We start from the raw sequence: 18,365 nt of genomic DNA on the forward strand, positions 1-18,365 counted from the left end.
TGATTAACGCCGCCAGCGTCTCAGCAGGCGGCTACGCAACCCGGTATCAAAGCGCCAGATATGATCGAATACGCGCATAATGCCGGGCTTGCCGTGTACCGACATCGCCACCGCATGAAAACGATGTTGATGTTTATGCTGTAGCTCTCCCACCTTATTGATCACCTCATCCGGCAAGCGCTGGGCGATAAAATCAGAAATCACCACCGCATCAGCATCGACCCACTGCGGATTCTGCATACGCTCAATCACCGCCCGGAAGCAGCTGGCCAGATCGGTGCCGCCGCGAAAGCGCTGGCTCAAGAAACGAATCGCCTGTTCCAGCCCCTGCGGGCCGGTGAGTTCGTAGTGCACCACTTCGCTGGAAAACAGCATAATGAAGCAGCGGCGGTTATCCGCCAGAGCGACCCGCATCAGCGCCAGACAAAACGCCTTGGCGCACTGTTCATTGAAACCGCCCATTGAGCCGGAAGTATCGACGCAGACGATAAACGGCCCGCGCGGCTGTTCATCAACGTCCTGGCGCGTTACCGGCCGTTCGGTGATCTTTTCCTTCCACGCATCGCCATGTAGTCGATAGGTCAGCAGCTGCTTTTCAACCAGCTTGCGGTAGAACTCAAACTCCAGCTCGGTGATGCCGAGGGTAGCCAGCTCAGGCGGCAGCAGACGTAGAATATCGTCGCTCTGCTGAAGACCGTCGACCTGCTCCGGTACGGTAGCCGGTTCGCGCACCAGGCTGCGGAAGGTCTCCATCGGCGCATCTTTTTTCGGCACCGCTTTCGCTTCACGCGAGCGCCCCAGCTGTTCGGCGAGCTGCATGAGTTCAGGTTGTTGGCTTAAAAAGTCCCCGTAGCGAACGATCAGCTGGTAATCGCCTCGCTTCAGTTCTCCGGCGCTCATGTCCCACAGGTGTCCCGCCGCATTATCATTCTCCACCAGCACGGGCTCGAGCTGGCCGCTGAGGGTCATGCGCTCCTGAACTTCGCTCAGAAGCTGATCGCGCTCTTCATCCAGCAGCTGCTGATTAAGAGAGGTTGCCTGCACCACCAGGCTCAGACGCCAGCGCTGAAGGAATAACGTGTGCAGCGCCGGCGTAAAGGTGCTGTTGTTGTCCACCAGCTGCTGCGCCTGGCTGGCAAAAGGGGAGTGCAGCTTATGCAGCTGGCTCAGAATTTGCGGCAGCTGGACGATAAACTGCGAGGTGGAAAGCCGCTGTGATTGCTGATAGCACTGAACTTCCGCATCCAGCTCGGGCGGGACGTTGGTCTCTTTTAGTCGCGATCTGACCGCTTCCCGCCAGCGAGGAATGTCGGCGGCGATAATATTTTTGAGCCGCGGAAATTTTTCAAAGAATACCGCGAGTTGAGGCGCTGCCAGCAGGGCCAGCAGCATCTCATCGATCATGCCCTCTTCGCCGACTGCCAGCATGACATTCAGCATGTCCAGCGTCATGACTGGCGGGCCTGTTTAATCTGCGTTCCCACGTCCTGCAGGCTGGCTTCAATGCGCCCCAGCCACTCGCCGGGAATAAACAGACATTTTTGCTGTTCGCTGAAGCGGTTATGTTGCTGATGCCATTCGTCGTCCAGCGCCTCCAGCTGTTGCCTGATTTCTGTCGGCATATTTTCCCGTGATTCGCTACCGGGCAGGGAGAGTCGCGACCCCTGCAGGCTCACATCGCGCACGACCAGATGCTGGCTGGTATCGACATCCATATTCAGCTGCTGGGCAAAACCAATGCCGTTGAGCTTGCCGCGGATCTCACCCCCTTTCTCCAGCCAGTGAACAAGCTCTTCACGAACAAACGTAATATGAATCACTTCCAGGTCGTGCAGTTTTAGCGGCTGCTGGAGAAGCAGCGTTAGCGTGGGGTCCTGCACTTCAGCAGGCAGTTCATAATGAGGTTTACGGCTGAACATCCCGCCGAGACGGGTGACTTTTAGCGCGGTCTTATCGCTTTGCTGCTGTTGAAGCTGAATGCGCCGTTGAATAATCGACCCGAGGCGGGTGAGCATCGCCTGCTGCTGCCAGGCGTGGCTGGTCATTAAGGTCTCAATCTGCACGGACATCAGATTCATCGTCTCAATATTGTGCCACAGGCAATCCTTCAGCAGGATCAGGTCTATTGGCGCAATGGTGTCGCGGCCGCTGAAAAAGGCGCTGGCCTGCAGCAGACGAATGGCTTTTTTCCAGCGACGATCTGAGACGTAAGGCGCGTTTGGCAACGTATCCAGCTGCTGGCGCAGCTGGAAAATCAGTTCAAATACGCTGTCCGGTAGCTTCACGCTGCCGATATCCTGCTGCCATTGCAGAAATTCCTCGTCGCTGACCTGCAAACTCGCCGGGACAGGATTACTGTTCTCGTCCTGCTGGCTTATCAGCATTGAGCGGAAGTTCGTTTTATCCTGTACCTTATCCAGCCATAGGCGGATAAGCATACGATCGTATAAGGCTTCCAGACTGTTGTCTGCCTCCGGGAGCTCGTTCGACGCCGCCACCAGCAGGCGCATGGGGATCTTCTCTTCGGTCGCCCCGTTGCGGAAATGGCGTTCGTTTATCGCCGTCAGCAGCGTATTGAGAATCGCCGGGCCCGCTTTCCAGATCTCATCGAGAAAAACAATTTCAGCTTCCGGAAGATAGCCGGCGGTCAAACGTTCGTAGCGCCCTTCATCTTTCAGCGCCTGAATGGAGAGTGGGCCAAAGACCTCTTCCGGCGTGGAGAAACGGGTCATCAGGTATTCAAATGCGCGAGCCTGCTGGAAGGCGAACTTGAGGCGACGGGCAATCAGGCTTTTGGCGATCCCCGGCGGGCCCAGCAGAAAAACGCTCTCGCCGCTGAGGGCGGCAAGCAGGCAAAGGCGTATTGCGTGGCTGCGTTCGAAGAGTCCTTTTTCCAGCGCGGCGCTGAGCCGGGAAATTCTTTCTGCCAGTAAATGTGATTGAGCCATAATAGAGTTGCGTGCTTTTTAGAATGTCGTTGTTAGGTCGAGTATAGATGTTTGATTAGGGGTGGTAATAGCCTGAAGAATCGATTTATTTTCTTTGAGTCAGGTTAAGATGATGTCAGTTAGGGGTACGATTCAGCAAATAATCGTGCATACTGTGCGCTTTTTGTGGGCCAAGGGACTAGGCACACATTTGTTTTATAAACGAAAAGACTAGTCTATGAGCACTGATAATAAGCAATCGCTGCCGGCAATAACGCTGGCGGCAATCGGCGTGGTATACGGCGATATCGGCACCAGTCCACTGTATACACTTCGTGAATGTCTGTCAGGTCAGTTTGGCTTTGGCGTTGAGCGTGATGCTGTTTTTGGCTTCCTGTCGCTCATTTTTTGGCTATTAATTCTTACTGTTTCACTCAAATACATCACCTTCGTGATGCGGGCAGATAACGCCGGTGAAGGCGGGATCCTGACGTTAATGTCGCTGGCGGGGCGAAACACTTCCGCGCGCGCCACGTCCATCCTGGTGATCCTTGGGCTTATCGGCGGCAGCTTCTTTTATGGCGAGGTGGTCATTACCCCTGCCATCTCGGTGATGTCGGCGATAGAAGGTCTGGAAATTATCGCTCCGGACCTGGATACCTGGGTTGTGCCCATATCCATCATTGTCCTGACGCTGCTATTTGCCATTCAAAAGCACGGTACCAGCATGGTGGGTAAGCTGTTCGCGCCGATTATGCTGATCTGGTTCCTGCTGCTGGCGGTACTGGGCGCGCGCAGTATTTTCGCTAACCCTGAAGTGCTGCAGGCGTTGAACCCTTACTGGGCGGTTCATTTCTTCCTCGAATATAAAACCGTCTCGTTTGTGGCGCTGGGGGCGGTGGTGCTGTCGATTACCGGCGTGGAAGCGCTGTATGCCGACATGGGGCATTTCGGCAAATTGCCGATTCGCCTGGCCTGGTTTTCGGTCGTGCTGCCTTCGCTGGTACTGAACTACTTTGGTCAGGGGGCGCTGCTGCTTAAACATCCGGAAGCGATTAAAAACCCGTTCTTTCTGCTGGCGCCGGAGTGGGCGCTGATCCCAATGCTGATCATTGCCGCCCTGGCGACGGTTATCGCTTCCCAGGCGGTTATCTCCGGCGTCTTCTCTCTGACTCGCCAGGCCGTGCGTCTGGGGTACCTGTCGCCGATGCGTATTATTCACACCTCGGAAATGGAGTCCGGGCAGATTTACATCCCGTTTATCAACTGGCTGCTCTATATCTCGGTGGTCATCGTTATTGTTAACTTTGAGCACTCCTCGAATCTGGCGGCGGCATACGGTATTGCGGTGACGGGAACGATGGTGCTGACCACCATTTTGTTCACGACGGTGGCGCGGCAAAACTGGCACTGGAATAAGTTTATTGTGGCGCTGCTGTTGGTTGCCTTTATGTGCATTGATATCCCGCTCTTCTCCGCGAACCTCGATAAAATCGTCTCCGGCGGCTGGCTGCCTCTGACCCTCGGTCTGGTGATGTTTACCATCATGACCACCTGGAAGAGCGAGCGTTTCCGCCTTCTGCGTCGGATGCATGAGCACGGTAATTCTCTGGAGGCGATGATCTCTTCTCTTGAAAAATCGCCGCCGGTTCGCGTGCCGGGTACCGCTGTTTATATGTCCCGGGCGCTGAACGTGATTCCTTTCGCGCTGTTGCACAACCTGAAGCATAACAAGGTGCTGCACGAGCGGGTGATTTTGCTCACGCTGCGTACCGAAGACGCGCCGTACGTACATAACGTTCGTCGCGTACAGATTGAACAGATATCGCCGTCGTTCTGGCGCGTCGTTGCCAGCTACGGCTGGCGCGAAACGCCGAACGTCGAAGAGGTTTTCCACCGCTGCGGGCTGGAAGGCCTGAGCTGCCGGATGATGGAGACCTCCTTCTTTATGTCGCATGAGTCGTTGATCATCGGCAAGCGGCCGTGGTATCTGCGCCTGCGCGGCAAGCTGTATCTGCTGCTGCAGCGCAACGCCCTGCGGGCGCCGGATCAGTTCGAAATCCCGCCTAACCGGGTTATTGAACTCGGCACCCAGGTTGAGATTTGATTCACTAGGGCCCTTCTTAATGAAGGGCTTTTTTGTTTTATCTGCTCGCTTCAGACTTTCTCGCTGCTGCGTTGCGAAACGTTTCGATGACGATCACAATTCTCACATCTGGTGATGGTTTTCTGTTCTCTTATTGCTAATACTTATACCAGCGAAACGTTTCGCTAATGGAGCAAAAGAGAAAATGAAAAAAGGTACCGTCCTCAATGCTGATATCTCGTCGGTCATCTCCCGTCTGGGGCATACCGATACGCTGGTTGTTTGCGACGCTGGTTTACCGGTTCCCCGCAGCAGCGCGCGTATTGATATGGCGTTAACCCACGGGGTGCCCTCCTTTATGCAGGTTCTGGAGGTGGTGACGAGCGAAATGCAGGTTGAAGCGGCTATCCTGGCGGAAGAGATTAAAACCCTTAATCCGCAGCTCCATGCGACGTTGCTCACTCACCTTGAGCAGCTGCAGCAGCACCAGGGAAACACCATTGAAATTCGTTACACCAGTCATGAGCAGTTTAAAAAAGAAACCGCAGACAGTCAGGCGGTGATTCGCAGCGGGGAGTGTTCCCCGTATGCGAACGTTATTCTCTGTGCCGGCGTGACGTTCTGAGGTCGCCGATATGGAAGCCTTATTGCAACTAAAAGGGATCGATAAAGCGTTCCCTGGCGTCAAGGCGCTCTCCGGCGCCTCGCTAAATGTCTATCCAGGTCGCGTGATGGCGCTGGTCGGGGAGAACGGTGCCGGCAAGTCCACCATGATGAAGGTGCTGACCGGTATCTACTCCCGCGATGCCGGTTCGCTGCTGTGGTTGGGGAAAGAGACCACCTTCAACGGACCTAAATCTTCTCAGGAAGCCGGAATCGGCATCATTCACCAGGAACTCAACCTGATCCCCCAGCTGACGATCGCCGAGAATATTTTCCTCGGTCGTGAGTTTGTGAATCGCTTTGGCAAAATTGACTGGAAAACGATGTATGCCGAAGCTGACAAGCTATTGGCAAAGCTGAACTTACGCTTCAACAGCCAAAAGCTGGTGGGCGATTTGTCGATCGGCGATCAGCAGATGGTCGAGATCGCTAAAGTGCTGAGCTTTGAGTCGAAGGTCATCATTATGGATGAGCCCACCGACGCGCTAACCGACACCGAGACCGAATCCCTGTTCCGCGTGATCCGCGAACTGAAATCGCAGGGGCGCGGTATTGTCTATATCTCTCACCGTATGAAAGAGATCTTCGAGATTTGCGATGACGTCACGGTCTTCCGCGATGGGCAGTTTATCGCCGAGCGCGAAGTGGCCAGCCTGGATGAAGATCTGCTGATTGAGATGATGGTCGGCCGCAAGCTGGAGGATCAGTATCCGCATCTGGACAAAGCTCCGGGCGCGGTTCGCCTTAAGGTCGACAACCTGTGTGGATCAGGGGTGGAGAACATCTCCTTTATTCTGCGCCAGGGCGAAATCCTCGGCGTCGCCGGGCTGATGGGCGCCGGACGAACCGAACTGATGAAGGTGCTGTACGGTGCGCTGCCGCGCAGCAGCGGATCGGTTACCCTGGATGGGCATGAGGTCATTACGCGTTCTCCGCAGGATGGCCTGGCCAACGGCATTGTTTATATCTCCGAAGACCGCAAGCGCGATGGTTTAGTGCTCGGCATGTCGGTTAAAGAGAATATGTCGCTCACCGCGCTGCGTTACTTCAGCCGCGGCGGCGGTAGCCTGAAGCATAAAGATGAACAGCAGGCGGTAGGTGATTTTATCCGCCTGTTTAATGTGAAAACGCCGTCGATGGAGCAGGCTATTGGGCTGCTATCGGGCGGTAACCAGCAGAAGGTGGCGATTGCCCGCGGCTTGATGACCCGTCCGAAGGTGCTGATCCTTGATGAACCGACCCGCGGCGTCGACGTCGGGGCGAAGAAAGAGATCTACCAGCTGATTAACCAGTTTAAAGCCGAAGGCCTGAGCATCATTCTGGTCTCTTCGGAGATGCCGGAAGTGCTGGGCATGAGCGATCGCATCATGGTGATGCATGAAGGGCATCTCGGCGGTGAATTCACACGCGAGCAGGCCACCCAGGAAGTATTGATGGCTGCCGCTGTGGGCAAGCTTAACCGTGTGAATCAGGAGTAAAAAAGATGAATAACCCGGCTGTTTCTGGTCGTCGCTACTTCACAAAAGCGTGGCTGATGGAGCAAAAATCGCTGATTGCCCTGCTGGTGCTGATTGCGATTGTCTCGACCATGAGCCCCAACTTTTTTACCGTGAATAACCTGTTCAATATTCTGCAGCAGACTTCAGTTAACGCCATTATGGCGGTTGGGATGACGCTGGTTATCCTGACTTCGGGCATCGACCTGTCCGTCGGCTCCCTGCTGGCGCTGACCGGCGCGGTGGCGGCTTCCATTGTGGGGATTGAGGTCAACGCGCTGGTGGCGGTGGCCGCTGCGCTGGCGTTAGGTGCGGCAATTGGCGCCGTGACCGGCGTAATCGTGGCGAAAGGGCGCGTACAGGCATTTATCGCCACGCTGGTCATGATGTTGCTGCTGCGCGGCGTGACGATGGTGTATACCAACGGCAGCCCGGTAAACACCGGCTTTACCGACAACGCCGATCTGTTTGGCTGGTTCGGGATTGGCCGTCCGCTTGGGATCCCAACGCCGGTGTGGATTATGGCGATCGTCTTCCTGGCCGCCTGGTACATGCTGCACCATACCCGCCTGGGTCGTTATATCTACGCGCTCGGCGGCAACGAAGCGGCAACGCGTCTTTCCGGCATCAGCGTGAATAAAGTTAAAATCATCGTCTATTCTTTGTGCGGCATGCTGGCCTCGCTGGCCGGCATTATTGAGGTCGCGCGTCTCTCTTCCGCGCAGCCGACGGCGGGCACCGGATATGAACTGGATGCGATTGCGGCGGTGGTGCTCGGCGGTACCAGCCTTGCGGGCGGTAAAGGCCGTATTGTCGGGACGCTGATTGGCGCGTTGATCCTTGGCTTTCTGAACAACGGACTGAATTTATTAGGCGTTTCATCCTATTACCAGATGATCGTGAAAGCGGTGGTTATTTTGCTGGCGGTACTGGTAGATAACAAGAAGCAGTAACTGATAACTCTACAGGACATCTTAACTATGAATATGAAAAAACTGGCGACCCTGGTCTCTGCTGTAGCGTTAAGTGCGACCGTAAGCGCAAACGCGATGGCAAAAGACACTATCGCTCTGGTTATCTCAACCCTTAACAACCCGTTCTTTGTCTCGCTGAAGGATGGCGCGCAAAAAGAAGCGGACAAACTGGGCTATAACCTGGTGGTTCTGGACTCTCAGAATAACCCGGCCAAAGAGCTGGCTAACGTGCAGGATTTAACCGTTCGTGGTACCAAACTGCTGCTGATCAACCCAACGGATTCCGATGCGGTGGGTAACGCCGTGAAGCTGGCTAACCAGGCTAAAATTCCGGTTATCACCCTCGACCGTCAGGCGTCAAAAGGCGACGTGGTGAGCCATATCGCGTCTGATAACGTGCTGGGCGGTAAGATGGCCGGTGACTATATCGCGAAGAAAGTCGGTGAAAGCGCGAAGATCATTGAACTACAGGGCATTGCCGGGACGTCCGCGGCGCGCGAGCGTGGCGAAGGTTTCCAGCAGGCCGTTGCTGCGCATAAGTTTAACGTTCTGGCCAGCCAGCCGGCAGATTTTGACCGTACCAAGGGCCTGAACGTCATGCAGAACCTGCTGACGGCGCATCCTGATGTACAGGCCGTATTCGCCCAAAACGATGAAATGGCGCTGGGCGCGCTGCGTGCCCTGCAAACGGCAGGCAAATCTGATGTGATGGTTGTTGGATTTGACGGCACTCCGGATGGCGAAAAAGCGGTAAATAGTGGCAAACTGGCAGCGACCATCGCCCAGTTACCGGAGCAGATCGGCGTGAAAGGCGTTGAGACAGCCGATAAAGTGCTGAAGGGCGAAAAAGTGGAAACCAGCTATCCGGTTGAGTTGAAACTGGTCATTAAGCAATAATGTGCGATTCGGAGCGGCGACGGTCCGAGGGACAACATAATAAAGAAAAGCAGGGCATGCGCCACCGGATTCCGGTGGCGCGCTTTCCGGGAATATTGATTATGAAAACCGCAGGCAAACTTGTCGTCCTTGGCAGTATCAACGCCGATCACATCCTGAATCTTGACGCTTTCCCAATGCCGGGTGAAACCGTTACCGGTCATCACTATCAGGTCGCTTTTGGCGGTAAGGGCGCAAACCAGGCGGTTGCTGCCGGACGCAGCGGAGCCAATATCGCCTTTATCGCCTGTACCGGCGATGACGATATTGGCGAACGCGTTCGTCGTCAGCTGGAAAGCGATAATATCGACGTCGCGCCGGTCAGGGCCGTTGCCGGAGAATCAACCGGCGTGGCGCTGATTTTTGTTAACGCTGAAGGTGAGAATACTATCGGTATTCATGCTGGCGCTAACGCCGCGCTCAGCGTGGCTAAGGTTGATGCGGAAAAAGGGCGTATTGCCGGCGCGCAGGCGCTGCTGATGCAGCTGGAATCGCCGCTGGAAAGCGTACTGGCCGCGGCGAAAATCGCTCACCAGAATCAAACCTCAGTTATCCTCAATCCGGCGCCGGCACGTGAACTGCCCGATGATCTGCTCACGCTGGTGGATATCATTACCCCTAACGAGACCGAAGCGGAAAAGCTCACCGGCGTTCGCGTAGAAAGCGACGATGATGCGGCAAAAGCCGCCAAAGTGCTCCATGATAAAGGTATTGGTACGGTGATCATTACGCTTGGCAGCCGTGGCGTATGGGCCAGCAGCGAAGGTGAAGGTCGTCGGGTTCCCGGTTTTAAAGTGCAGGCGGTTGATACCATCGCCGCTGGCGATACCTTTAATGGTGCGCTGGTCACCGCGCTGCTTGAAGGTAGCGAACTGGCGCAGGCGATTCGTTTTGCCCATGCCGCCGCCGCTATTGCCGTCACCCGCAAAGGGGCTCAGCCCTCCGTGCCCTGGCGAAAAGAAATAGACGAATTTTTACGTCAACAGGGGTAACGATTGGCTACCATGAAGGATGTAGCCCGCATTGCGGGCGTTTCCACTTCGACGGTTTCTCATGTCATCAACAAAGATCGTTTCGTTAGCGAAGCTATTACCGCTAAAGTCGACGCCGCGATTAAGAGCCTGAACTACGCGCCGTCCGCGCTGGCGCGCAGTCTCAAATTAAATCAAACCCGCACCATAGGCATGCTCATTACCGCCAGTACCAATCCGTTTTACTCGGAGCTGGTGCGCGGCGTGGAGCGCAGCTGCTTTGAACGGGGTTATAGCCTTGTGCTGTGTAATACCGAAGGCGATGAACAGCGGATGAACCGTAATCTGGAGACGCTGATGCAAAAGCGCGTCGATGGTTTACTGCTGCTGTGCACTGAAACGCATCAACCTTCGCCGGAGATTATGCAGCGCTACCCTTCTGTACCGACGGTGATGATGGACTGGGCGCCGTTCGACGGCGATAGCGATCTGATTCAGGATAACTCTCTGCTGGGCGGCGATATGGCGACGCAGTATCTGATCGACCAGGGCTATACGCGGATTGCCTGTATTGCGGGTCCGCTGGATAAAACTCCTGCCCGACTGCGCCTGGAGGGATATCAGGAAGCGATGGCCCGAGCCGGACTCACGGTACCTGAAGGATATGTGATTAGCAGCGATTTTGAGTTTGGCGGCGGTTTCAGCGCCATGCAGAAGCTGCTGATGCTGCCAGCGCTGCCGCAGGCGGTGTTTATCGGTAACGATGCGATGGCGGTAGGCGCCTATCAGGCCCTTTATCAGAGCGGTCTGCGTATCCCACAGGATATGGCGCTGGTAGGTTATGACGACATTGAACTGGCGCGCTATATGACGCCGCCGTTAACCACAATTCATCAACCGAAAGATGAACTGGGCGAGCTGGCCATCGATGTGCTGATTCACCGTATGGCCGACCCGGGACAAAAACAGCAGCGCGTACAGTTAACCCCCGAGCTGGTAGTTCGCGGCTCAGCCTAACGTTTGTGCCGCTCCTTAATCAGGTTGCGGCCATCTTTTGCTCTTAATAAGGTAAATACCAGCGCCGATACCACGGTGATAACCCCCATGGTAATAAAGGTGTAGTGAAACTGCTCGATGGTATTTGCGCTATCGAATCCTTCATAAAACCGCAGCACCGCCGCGCTAACGGCGACCCCGAGACTGATCGATAGCTGCTGCGTCACGGCCAACATGCTGTTGCCGCTGCTGGCGTTTTCATCGGTTAAATCGGCGAGCGTGATGGTGTTCATGGAGGTGAACTGGGTGGACATTGCCATTCCCAGAATGAAGAGCGGCAGCAGCAGCATCCAGATCGACATATCCGGCGATTGCAGCGAAAACTGAGCGATCATCAGGCCAATAAATATCGTGACCCCAACCAGCGTTTTACGGTAACCAAACCAGCGAAGAATCTGGGTGACGGTTGATTTCGCAATAATCGAACCAATAGCCGTAGGCGCTATCATGCAGCCGGCGACGATCGCCGGATAACCGAAGCCAACCTGTAACATCAGCGGCATCAGGAACGGAACGCAACCGGTACCCAGGCGCGTGGCCAGGTTTCCCGCAATCCCGACAGAGAAAGTATGCGTCTTGAATAAAGAAAGCGAAATGAGCGGCGTGGGATGGCGGCGAGCGTGACGAATATAGGCCCACAGTAAAACGATGCTCAGGGCGATAACCGCCAGAGCCATCCATGTGGCGACAATTTTCTCGCCAAACAGCTCGATTCCGCTGGAAAACAGAACCAGGCTCAGGCCAAACAGGATAAAACCGAGCGTGTCGAAGCGGCGCCGTGGCGTGGTGAAATCCGGCATATACTTGCGGGCATACACGATCCCGATAATACCGATGGGAATATTAATCAGGAAAATCCAGTGCCAGCTGGCCCAGGTCACCAGTACGCCGCCGAGCACGGGACCGAGGATAGGGCCGACCAGTCCAGGCATCGTGACGAAGTTGAGCACCGGCAGCAGTTCGCTGCGCGGATAGGCGCGCAGTAGCGCCAGCCTGGCTACCGGCATCATCATGGCCCCGCCGATGCCCTGAATGACGCGGAAGATAACCAGTTCCATCAGGGAGTTGGAAAGCGCGCAGGCCAGGGAACCGAGGGTAAACAGGCTGACGGCGATGATAAACACTTTTCGCGTGCCGAAGCGGTCGGCCAGCCAACCGCTGACCGGGATAAGCATGGCCACCGTCAGCGTATAGCTGATAATGGCCGACTGCATCGCTAGCGGTGAACGGTTGAGACTATGGGCGATAGCGGGAAGGGCTGTATTCAGAATGGTGGCGTCGAGCGCCTGCATAAAAAAAGCCATCGCTGCGATCCATGGCAGCCCGGCCATACTGCGGGCTTTCTTTTTGGTCATTCGATACCCTTGCTATTTATCGGAATGGTTGGGAGCGCTCAACAACGCCTGGCAGGCGCTCAGCGCCCGCAAGCCGTCGCTATCCAGAATGGCATCAACGATTGCCTGGTGCAGATCCAGTTTCACCACTTCATTCTGCGTAATCGACGTGAAGTAGGTGTGATAGACCGAATGAAATAAAGAAGCGAAAGAGATCAGGAAAGGGTTGCCGCTCATTTCATATATATGTTCATGCCAGGCCATATCGACTTCAATCCAGCGTTCGCGCTGAAAGTTCCTCTTCAGCTCAACCATCTCCTCCATCAAAGCGTTGAGCTGGGCTTTTTGCTCCGGCGTCCCTGAGGTTGACGCCAGGAAACAGGCTTGAGGTTCCAGACTGCCGCGCATCACGAGGAAATGGCTGACAACATCGGAGAAGTTATCTTCTGTTAACCACCAGGCCAGGAGTTCTTTATCGAGAAAGTTCCAGCTGCTGCGTGGCATCACCCGCGTTCCGATGCGCGGCCGTGGTAAAAGCATGCCTTTTGCCGCTAGCGTCTTCACCGCTTCACGCACGGCGGTGCGGCTCACGCCAAACTGCTCGCCCAGTTCCATCTCGCCTGGAAGGATACTTTCTGGCTGATATTCACCGGTCAAAATTTTTTGAGCCAGCTTCTCCGCTAATACCCAGGAGATATTCTTTTGTGCCGCCAACTGCTGTGCGCTTAAAGACATACGTGCCGTTCCTTTCTCTGTTTTACCTTACCAGTATGCCATCTGGCGGCTTACTTCGTTGGTTAAAACGGCAAAACGCCGGTTTTTTGCTACATTACGCGCCGTAATGATGAAAAAAGAGGCGGTTAAAAAGTTTTTTGCATTTAGCCCTTGTCACTTCGGAATAACTCCCTATAATGCGCCTCCACTGACACGGAACAACGGCTTACAGCCCGCCGGGTCAGCGGGATTCAGCGATGAATACCGGCAGAGAAAAGCGAAATTAAACGCTTGACTCTGAATGAGGAAAGCGTAATATACGCCACCTCGCAACGGTGAGCGAAAGCCGCGTTGCACTGCTCTTTAACAATTTATCAGACAATCTGTGTGGGCACTCAAAGTGACATGGATTCTTAACGTCGCAAGACGAAAAATGAATACCAAGTCTCTGAGTGAACATACGTAATTCATTACGAAGTTTAATTCACGAGCATCAAACTTAAATTGAAGAGTTTGATCATGGCTCAGATTGAACGCTGGCGGCAGGCCTAACACATGCAAGTCGAACGGTAGCACAGAGAGCTTGCTCTCGGGTGACGAGTGGCGGACGGGTGAGTAATGTCTGGGAAACTGCCTGATGGAGGGGGATAACTACTGGAAACGGTAGCTAATACCGCATAACGTCGCAAGACCAAAGAGGGGGACCTTCGGGCCTCTTGCCATCAGATGTGCCCAGATGGGATTAGCTAGTAGGTGGGGTAACGGCTCACCTAGGCGACGATCCCTAGCTGGTCTGAGAGGATGACCAGCCACACTGGAACTGAGACACGGTCCAGACTCCTACGGGAGGCAGCAGTGGGGAATATTGCACAATGGGCGCAAGCCTGATGCAGCCATGCCGCGTGTATGAAGAAGGCCTTCGGGTTGTAAAGTACTTTCAGCGGGGAGGAAGGTGTTGAGGTTAATAACCTCAGCAATTGACGTTACCCGCAGAAGAAGCACCGGCTAACTCCGTGCCAGCAGCCGCGGTAATACGGAGGGTGCAAGCGTTAATCGGAATTACTGGGCGTAAAGCGCACGCAGGCGGTCTGTCAAGTCGGATGTGAAATCCCCGGGCTCAACCTGGGAACTGCATTCGAAACTGGCAGGCTGGAGTCTTGTAGAGGGGGGTAGAATTCCAGGTGTAGCGGTGAAATGCGTAGAGATCTGGTGGAATACCGGTGGCGAAGGCGGCCCCCTGGACAAAGACTGACGCTCAGGTGCGAAAGCGTGGGGAGCAAACAGGATTAGATACCCTGGTAGTCCACGCTGTAAACGATGTCGACTTGGAGGTTGTTCCCTTGAGGAGTGGCTTCCGGAGCTAACGCGTTAAGTCGACCGCCTGGGGAGTACGGCCGCAAGGTTAAAACTCAAATGAATTGACGGGGGCCCGCACAAGCGGTGGAGCATGTGGTTTAATTCGATGCAACGCGAAGAACCTTACCTACTCTTGACATCCACGGAACTTAGCAGAGATGCTTTGGTGCCTTCGGGAACCGTGAGACAGGTGCTGCATGGCTGTCGTCAGCTCGTGTTGTGAAATGTTGGGTTAAGTCCCGCAACGAGCGCAACCCTTATCCTTTGTTGCCAGCGATTCGGTCGGGAACTCAAAGGAGACTGCCAGTGATAAACTGGAGGAAGGTGGGGATGACGTCAAGTCATCATGGCCCTTACGAGTAGGGCTACACACGTGCTACAATGGCATATACAAAGAGAAGCGACCTCGCGAGAGCAAGCGGACCTCATAAAGTATGTCGTAGTCCGGATTGGAGTCTGCAACTCGACTCCATGAAGTCGGAATCGCTAGTAATCGTGGATCAGAATGCCACGGTGAATACGTTCCCGGGCCTTGTACACACCGCCCGTCACACCATGGGAGTGGGTTGCAAAAGAAGTAGGTAGCTTAACCTTCGGGAGGGCGCTTACCACTTTGTGATTCATGACTGGGGTGAAGTCGTAACAAGGTAACCGTAGGGGAACCTGCGGTTGGATCACCTCCTTACCTTAAAGAACCTGCCTTTGTAGTGTCCACACAGATTGTCTGATAAATGATGAATTTCAAAATGTACTGTGAAGTGCATTGTGAAATGTTGCTCTTTAAAAATCTGGATCAAGCTGAAAATTGAAACGACACACAGTTAATGTGTGTTCGAGTCTCTCAAATTTTCGCGACACGACGATGTTTTACGAAACATCTTCGGGTTGTGAGGTTAAGCGACTAAGCGTACACGGTGGATGCCCTGGCAGTCAGAGGCGATGAAGGACGTGCTAATCTGCGAAAAGCGTCGGTAAGGTGATATGAACCGTTATAGCCGGCGATGTCCGAATGGGGAAACCCAGTGCAATTCGTTGCACTATCGTTAACTGAATACATAGGTTAACGAGGCGAACCGGGGGAACTGAAACATCTAAGTACCCCGAGGAAAAGAAATCAACCGAGATTCCCCCAGTAGCGGCGAGCGAACGGGGAGCAGCCCGGAGTCTGAATCAGCTTGTGTGTTAGTGGAAGCGTCTGGAAAGTCGCAGGGTACAGGGTGATACTCCCGTACACTAAAACGCACAGGTTGTGAACTCGAAGAGTAGGGCGGGACACGTGGTATCCTGTCTGAATATGGGGGGACCATCCTCCAAGGCTAAATACTCCTGACTGACCGATAGTGAACCAGTACCGTGAGGGAAAGGCGAAAAGAACCCCGGCGAGGGGAGTGAAAAAGAACCTGAAACCGTGTACGTACAAGCAGTAGGAGCCCACTAGTTGGGTGACTGCGTACCTTTTGTATAATGGGTCAGCGACTTATATTCTGTAGCAAGGTTAACCGTATAGGGGAGCCGCAGGGAAACCGAGTCTTAACTGGGCGTTAAGTTGCAGGGTATAGACCCGAAACCCGGTGATCTAGCCATGGGCAGGTTGAAGGTTGGGTAACACTAACTGGAGGACCGAACCGACTAATGTTGAAAAATTAGCGGATGACTTGTGGCTGGGGGTGAAAGGCCAATCAAACCGGGAGATAGCTGGTTCTCCCCGAAAGCTATTTAGGTAGCGCCTCGTGAACTCATCTTCGGGGGTAGAGCACTGTTTCGGCTAGGGGGTCATCCCGACTTACCAACCCGATGCAAACTACGAATACCGAAGAATGTTATCACGGGAGACACACGGCGGGTGCTAACGTCCGTCGTGAAGAGGGAAACAACCCAGACCGCCAGCTAAGGTCCCAAAGTCATGGTTAAGTGGGAAACGATGTGGGAAGGCCCAGACAGCCAGGATGTTGGCTTAGAAGCAGCCATCATTTAAAGAAAGCGTAATAGCTCACTGGTCGAGTCGGCCTGCGCGGAAGATGTAACGGGGCTAAACCATGCACCGAAGCTGCGGCAGCGACACTATGTGTTGTTGGGTAGGGGAGCGTTCTGTAAGCCGTTGAAGGTGGCCTGTGAGGGTTGCTGGAGGTATCAGAAGTGCGAATGCTGACATAAGTAACGATAATGCGGGTGAAAAACCCGCACGCCGGAAGACCAAGGGTTCCTGTCCAACGTTAATCGGGGCAGGGTGAGTCGACCCCTAAGGCGAGGCCGAAAGGCGTAGTCGATGGGAAACAGGTTAATATTCCTGTACTCGGTGTTACTGCGAAGGGGGGACGGAGAAGGCTATGTTGGCCGGGCGACGGTTGTCCCGGTTTAAGCATGTAGGCGGATGTTCCAGGTAAATCCGGAACGTTATCAACGCTGAGGTGTGATGACGAGGCACTACGGTGCTGAAGTGACAAATGCCCTGCTTCCAGGAAAAGCCTCTAAGCATCAGGTAACATCAAATCGTACCCCAAACCGACACAGGTGGTCAGGTAGAGAATACCAAGGCGCTTGAGAGAACTCGGGTGAAGGAACTAGGCAAAATGGTGCCGTAACTTCGGGAGAAGGCACGCTGATGGTAGGTGAAGTGACTTGCTCATGGAGCTGAAATCAGTCGAAGATACCAGCTGGCTGCAACTGTTTATTAAAAACACAGCACTGTGCAAACACGAAAGTGGACGTATACGGTGTGACGCCTGCCCGGTGCCGGAAGGTTAATTGATGGGGTTATCCTCGCGGAGAAGCTCTTGATCGAAGCCCCGGTAAACGGCGGCCGTAACTATAACGGTCCTAAGGTAGCGAAATTCCTTGTCGGGTAAGTTCCGACCTGCACGAATGGCGTAATGATGGCCAGGCTGTCTCCACCCGAGACTCAGTGAAATTGAACTCGCTGTGAAGATGCAGTGTACCCGCGGCAAGACGGAAAGACCCCGTGAACCTTTACTATAGCTTGACACTGAACACTGGTCCTTGATGTGTAGGATAGGTGGGAGGCTTTGAAGTGTGGACGCCAGTCTGCATGGAGCCATCCTTGAAATACCACCCTTTAATGGCTGGTGTTCTAACGTGGGCCCGTAATCCGGGTTGCGGACAGTGTCTGGTGGGTAGTTTGACTGGGGCGGTCTCCTCCTAAAGAGTAACGGAGGAGCACGAAGGTCAGCTAATCCTGGTCGGACATCAGGAGGTTAGTGCAATGGCATAAGCTGGCTTGACTGCGAGCGTGACGGCGCGAGCAGGTGCGAAAGCAGGTCATAGTGATCCGGTGGTTCTGAATGGAAGGGCCATCGCTCAACGGATAAAAGGTACTCCGGGGATAACAGGCTGATACCGCCCAAGAGTTCATATCGACGGCGGTGTTTGGCACCTCGATGTCGGCTCATCACATCCTGGGGCTGAAGTAGGTCCCAAGGGTATGGCTGTTCGCCATTTAAAGTGGTACGCGAGCTGGGTTTAGAACGTCGTGAGACAGTTCGGTCCCTATCTGCCGTGGGCGCTGGAGAATTGAGGGGGGCTGCTCCTAGTACGAGAGGACCGGAGTGGACGCATCACTGGTGTTCGGGTTGTCATGCCAATGGCATTGCCCGGTAGCTAAATGCGGAAGAGATAAGTGCTGAAAGCATCTAAGCACGAAACTTGCCCCGAGATGAGTTCTCCCTGACTCCTTGAGAGTCCTGAAGGAACGTTGAAGACGACGACGTTGATAGGCCGGGTGTGTAAGCGCAGCGATGCGTTGAGCTAACCGGTACTAATGAACCGTGAGGCTTAACCTTACAACGCCGAAGATGTTTTGGCGATTTGAGAGATTTTCAGCTTAGATTCAGAGTT

At 54.4% G+C, this 18,365-nt stretch carries 11 protein-coding genes and 2 rRNA genes; 9 read left to right on the plus strand and 4 right to left on the minus strand.

The genetic code is table 11. The features are described from left to right. Window positions 1-3: 3 nt before the first annotated feature. Together viaA and ravA are read right to left on the minus strand one after the other, a co-directional pair. On the minus strand, window positions 4-1,452 hold the full coding sequence (viaA, locus tag MKleb_RS00230) for an ATPase RavA stimulator ViaA (protein ID WP_014839869.1): 1,449 nt from the start codon (window positions 1,450-1,452) through the stop codon (window positions 4-6). After that, complete coding sequence (ravA, locus tag MKleb_RS00235; RefSeq protein WP_217076389.1) at window positions 1,449-2,948, minus strand: ATPase RavA; 1,500 nt, start codon at window positions 2,946-2,948, stop codon at window positions 1,449-1,451. The genes viaA and ravA overlap by 4 nt, the downstream gene beginning before the upstream one ends. Before the next feature lie 217 nt (window positions 2,949-3,165). Here ravA and kup point away from each other — a divergent pair, with 217 nt between their 5' ends. The 7 genes from kup to rbsR all read left to right on the plus strand — a co-directional run bounded on the left by kup (window position 3,166) and on the right by rbsR (window position 11,070). Continuing rightward, window positions 3,166-5,034 (plus strand): low affinity potassium transporter Kup, encoded by a 1,869-nt coding sequence (kup, locus tag MKleb_RS00240; protein WP_014227355.1) that lies wholly within the window; start codon window positions 3,166-3,168, stop codon window positions 5,032-5,034. 184 nt (window positions 5,035-5,218) lie between these two features. Beyond that, window positions 5,219-5,638: a D-ribose pyranase gene (gene rbsD, locus MKleb_RS00245; protein ID WP_004855789.1), complete on the plus strand. Its 420-nt coding sequence runs from the start codon at window positions 5,219-5,221 to the stop codon at window positions 5,636-5,638. A gap of 10 nt (window positions 5,639-5,648) precedes the next feature. After that, on the plus strand, window positions 5,649-7,154 hold the full coding sequence (gene rbsA, locus MKleb_RS00250) for a ribose ABC transporter ATP-binding protein RbsA (protein ID WP_009653315.1): 1,506 nt from the start codon (window positions 5,649-5,651) through the stop codon (window positions 7,152-7,154). Window positions 7,155-7,159: 5 nt separating this feature from the next. After that, window positions 7,160-8,125 carry a ribose ABC transporter permease gene (gene rbsC / locus MKleb_RS00255; RefSeq protein ID WP_004855792.1) on the plus strand — a complete coding sequence of 322 codons (966 nt, stop codon included), beginning with the start codon at window positions 7,160-7,162 and terminating at the stop codon, window positions 8,123-8,125. 27 nt (window positions 8,126-8,152) lie between these two features. Further along, window positions 8,153-9,043, plus strand: a complete 891-nt coding sequence (rbsB, locus tag MKleb_RS00260; protein WP_004855794.1) for a ribose ABC transporter substrate-binding protein RbsB — start codon at window positions 8,153-8,155, stop codon at window positions 9,041-9,043. A 98-nt stretch (window positions 9,044-9,141) separates the two neighbouring features. After that, window positions 9,142-10,074, plus strand: a complete 933-nt coding sequence (rbsK, locus tag MKleb_RS00265) for a ribokinase (RefSeq protein WP_025107539.1) — start codon at window positions 9,142-9,144, stop codon at window positions 10,072-10,074. Window positions 10,075-10,077: 3 nt separating this feature from the next. Further along, the gene (gene rbsR, locus MKleb_RS00270; RefSeq protein WP_014227359.1) at window positions 10,078-11,070 is read left to right on the plus strand and encodes a ribose operon transcriptional repressor RbsR; all 993 of its coding nucleotides are present in this window, start codon (window positions 10,078-10,080) and stop codon (window positions 11,068-11,070) included. On the opposite strand, the gene mdtD is transcribed toward rbsR, so the two are convergent. Beyond that, window positions 11,067-12,464, minus strand: a complete 1,398-nt coding sequence (gene mdtD / locus MKleb_RS00275) for a multidrug transporter subunit MdtD (protein WP_004855800.1) — start codon at window positions 12,462-12,464, stop codon at window positions 11,067-11,069. The genes rbsR and mdtD overlap by 4 nt on opposite strands. Before the next feature lie 12 nt (window positions 12,465-12,476). Then, window positions 12,477-13,178, minus strand: coding sequence for a FadR/GntR family transcriptional regulator (locus tag MKleb_RS00280; RefSeq protein ID WP_004855803.1), 702 nt, complete (start codon window positions 13,176-13,178; stop codon window positions 12,477-12,479). A gap of 480 nt (window positions 13,179-13,658) precedes the next feature. Here MKleb_RS00280 and MKleb_RS00285 point away from each other — a divergent pair. Together MKleb_RS00285 and MKleb_RS00290 are read left to right on the plus strand one after the other, a co-directional pair. Continuing rightward, window positions 13,659-15,198, plus strand: a 16S ribosomal RNA gene (locus MKleb_RS00285). A 206-nt stretch (window positions 15,199-15,404) separates the two neighbouring features. Beyond that, window positions 15,405-18,310, plus strand: a 23S ribosomal RNA gene (locus MKleb_RS00290). The 16S and 23S rRNA genes sit together here, the layout of an rRNA operon. The last annotated feature ends 55 nt before the right edge of the window (window positions 18,311-18,365 follow it).

Source organism: Klebsiella sp. PL-2018 (assembly GCF_019048985.1).
Classification (GTDB): domain Bacteria; phylum Pseudomonadota; class Gammaproteobacteria; order Enterobacterales; family Enterobacteriaceae; genus Klebsiella; species Klebsiella michiganensis.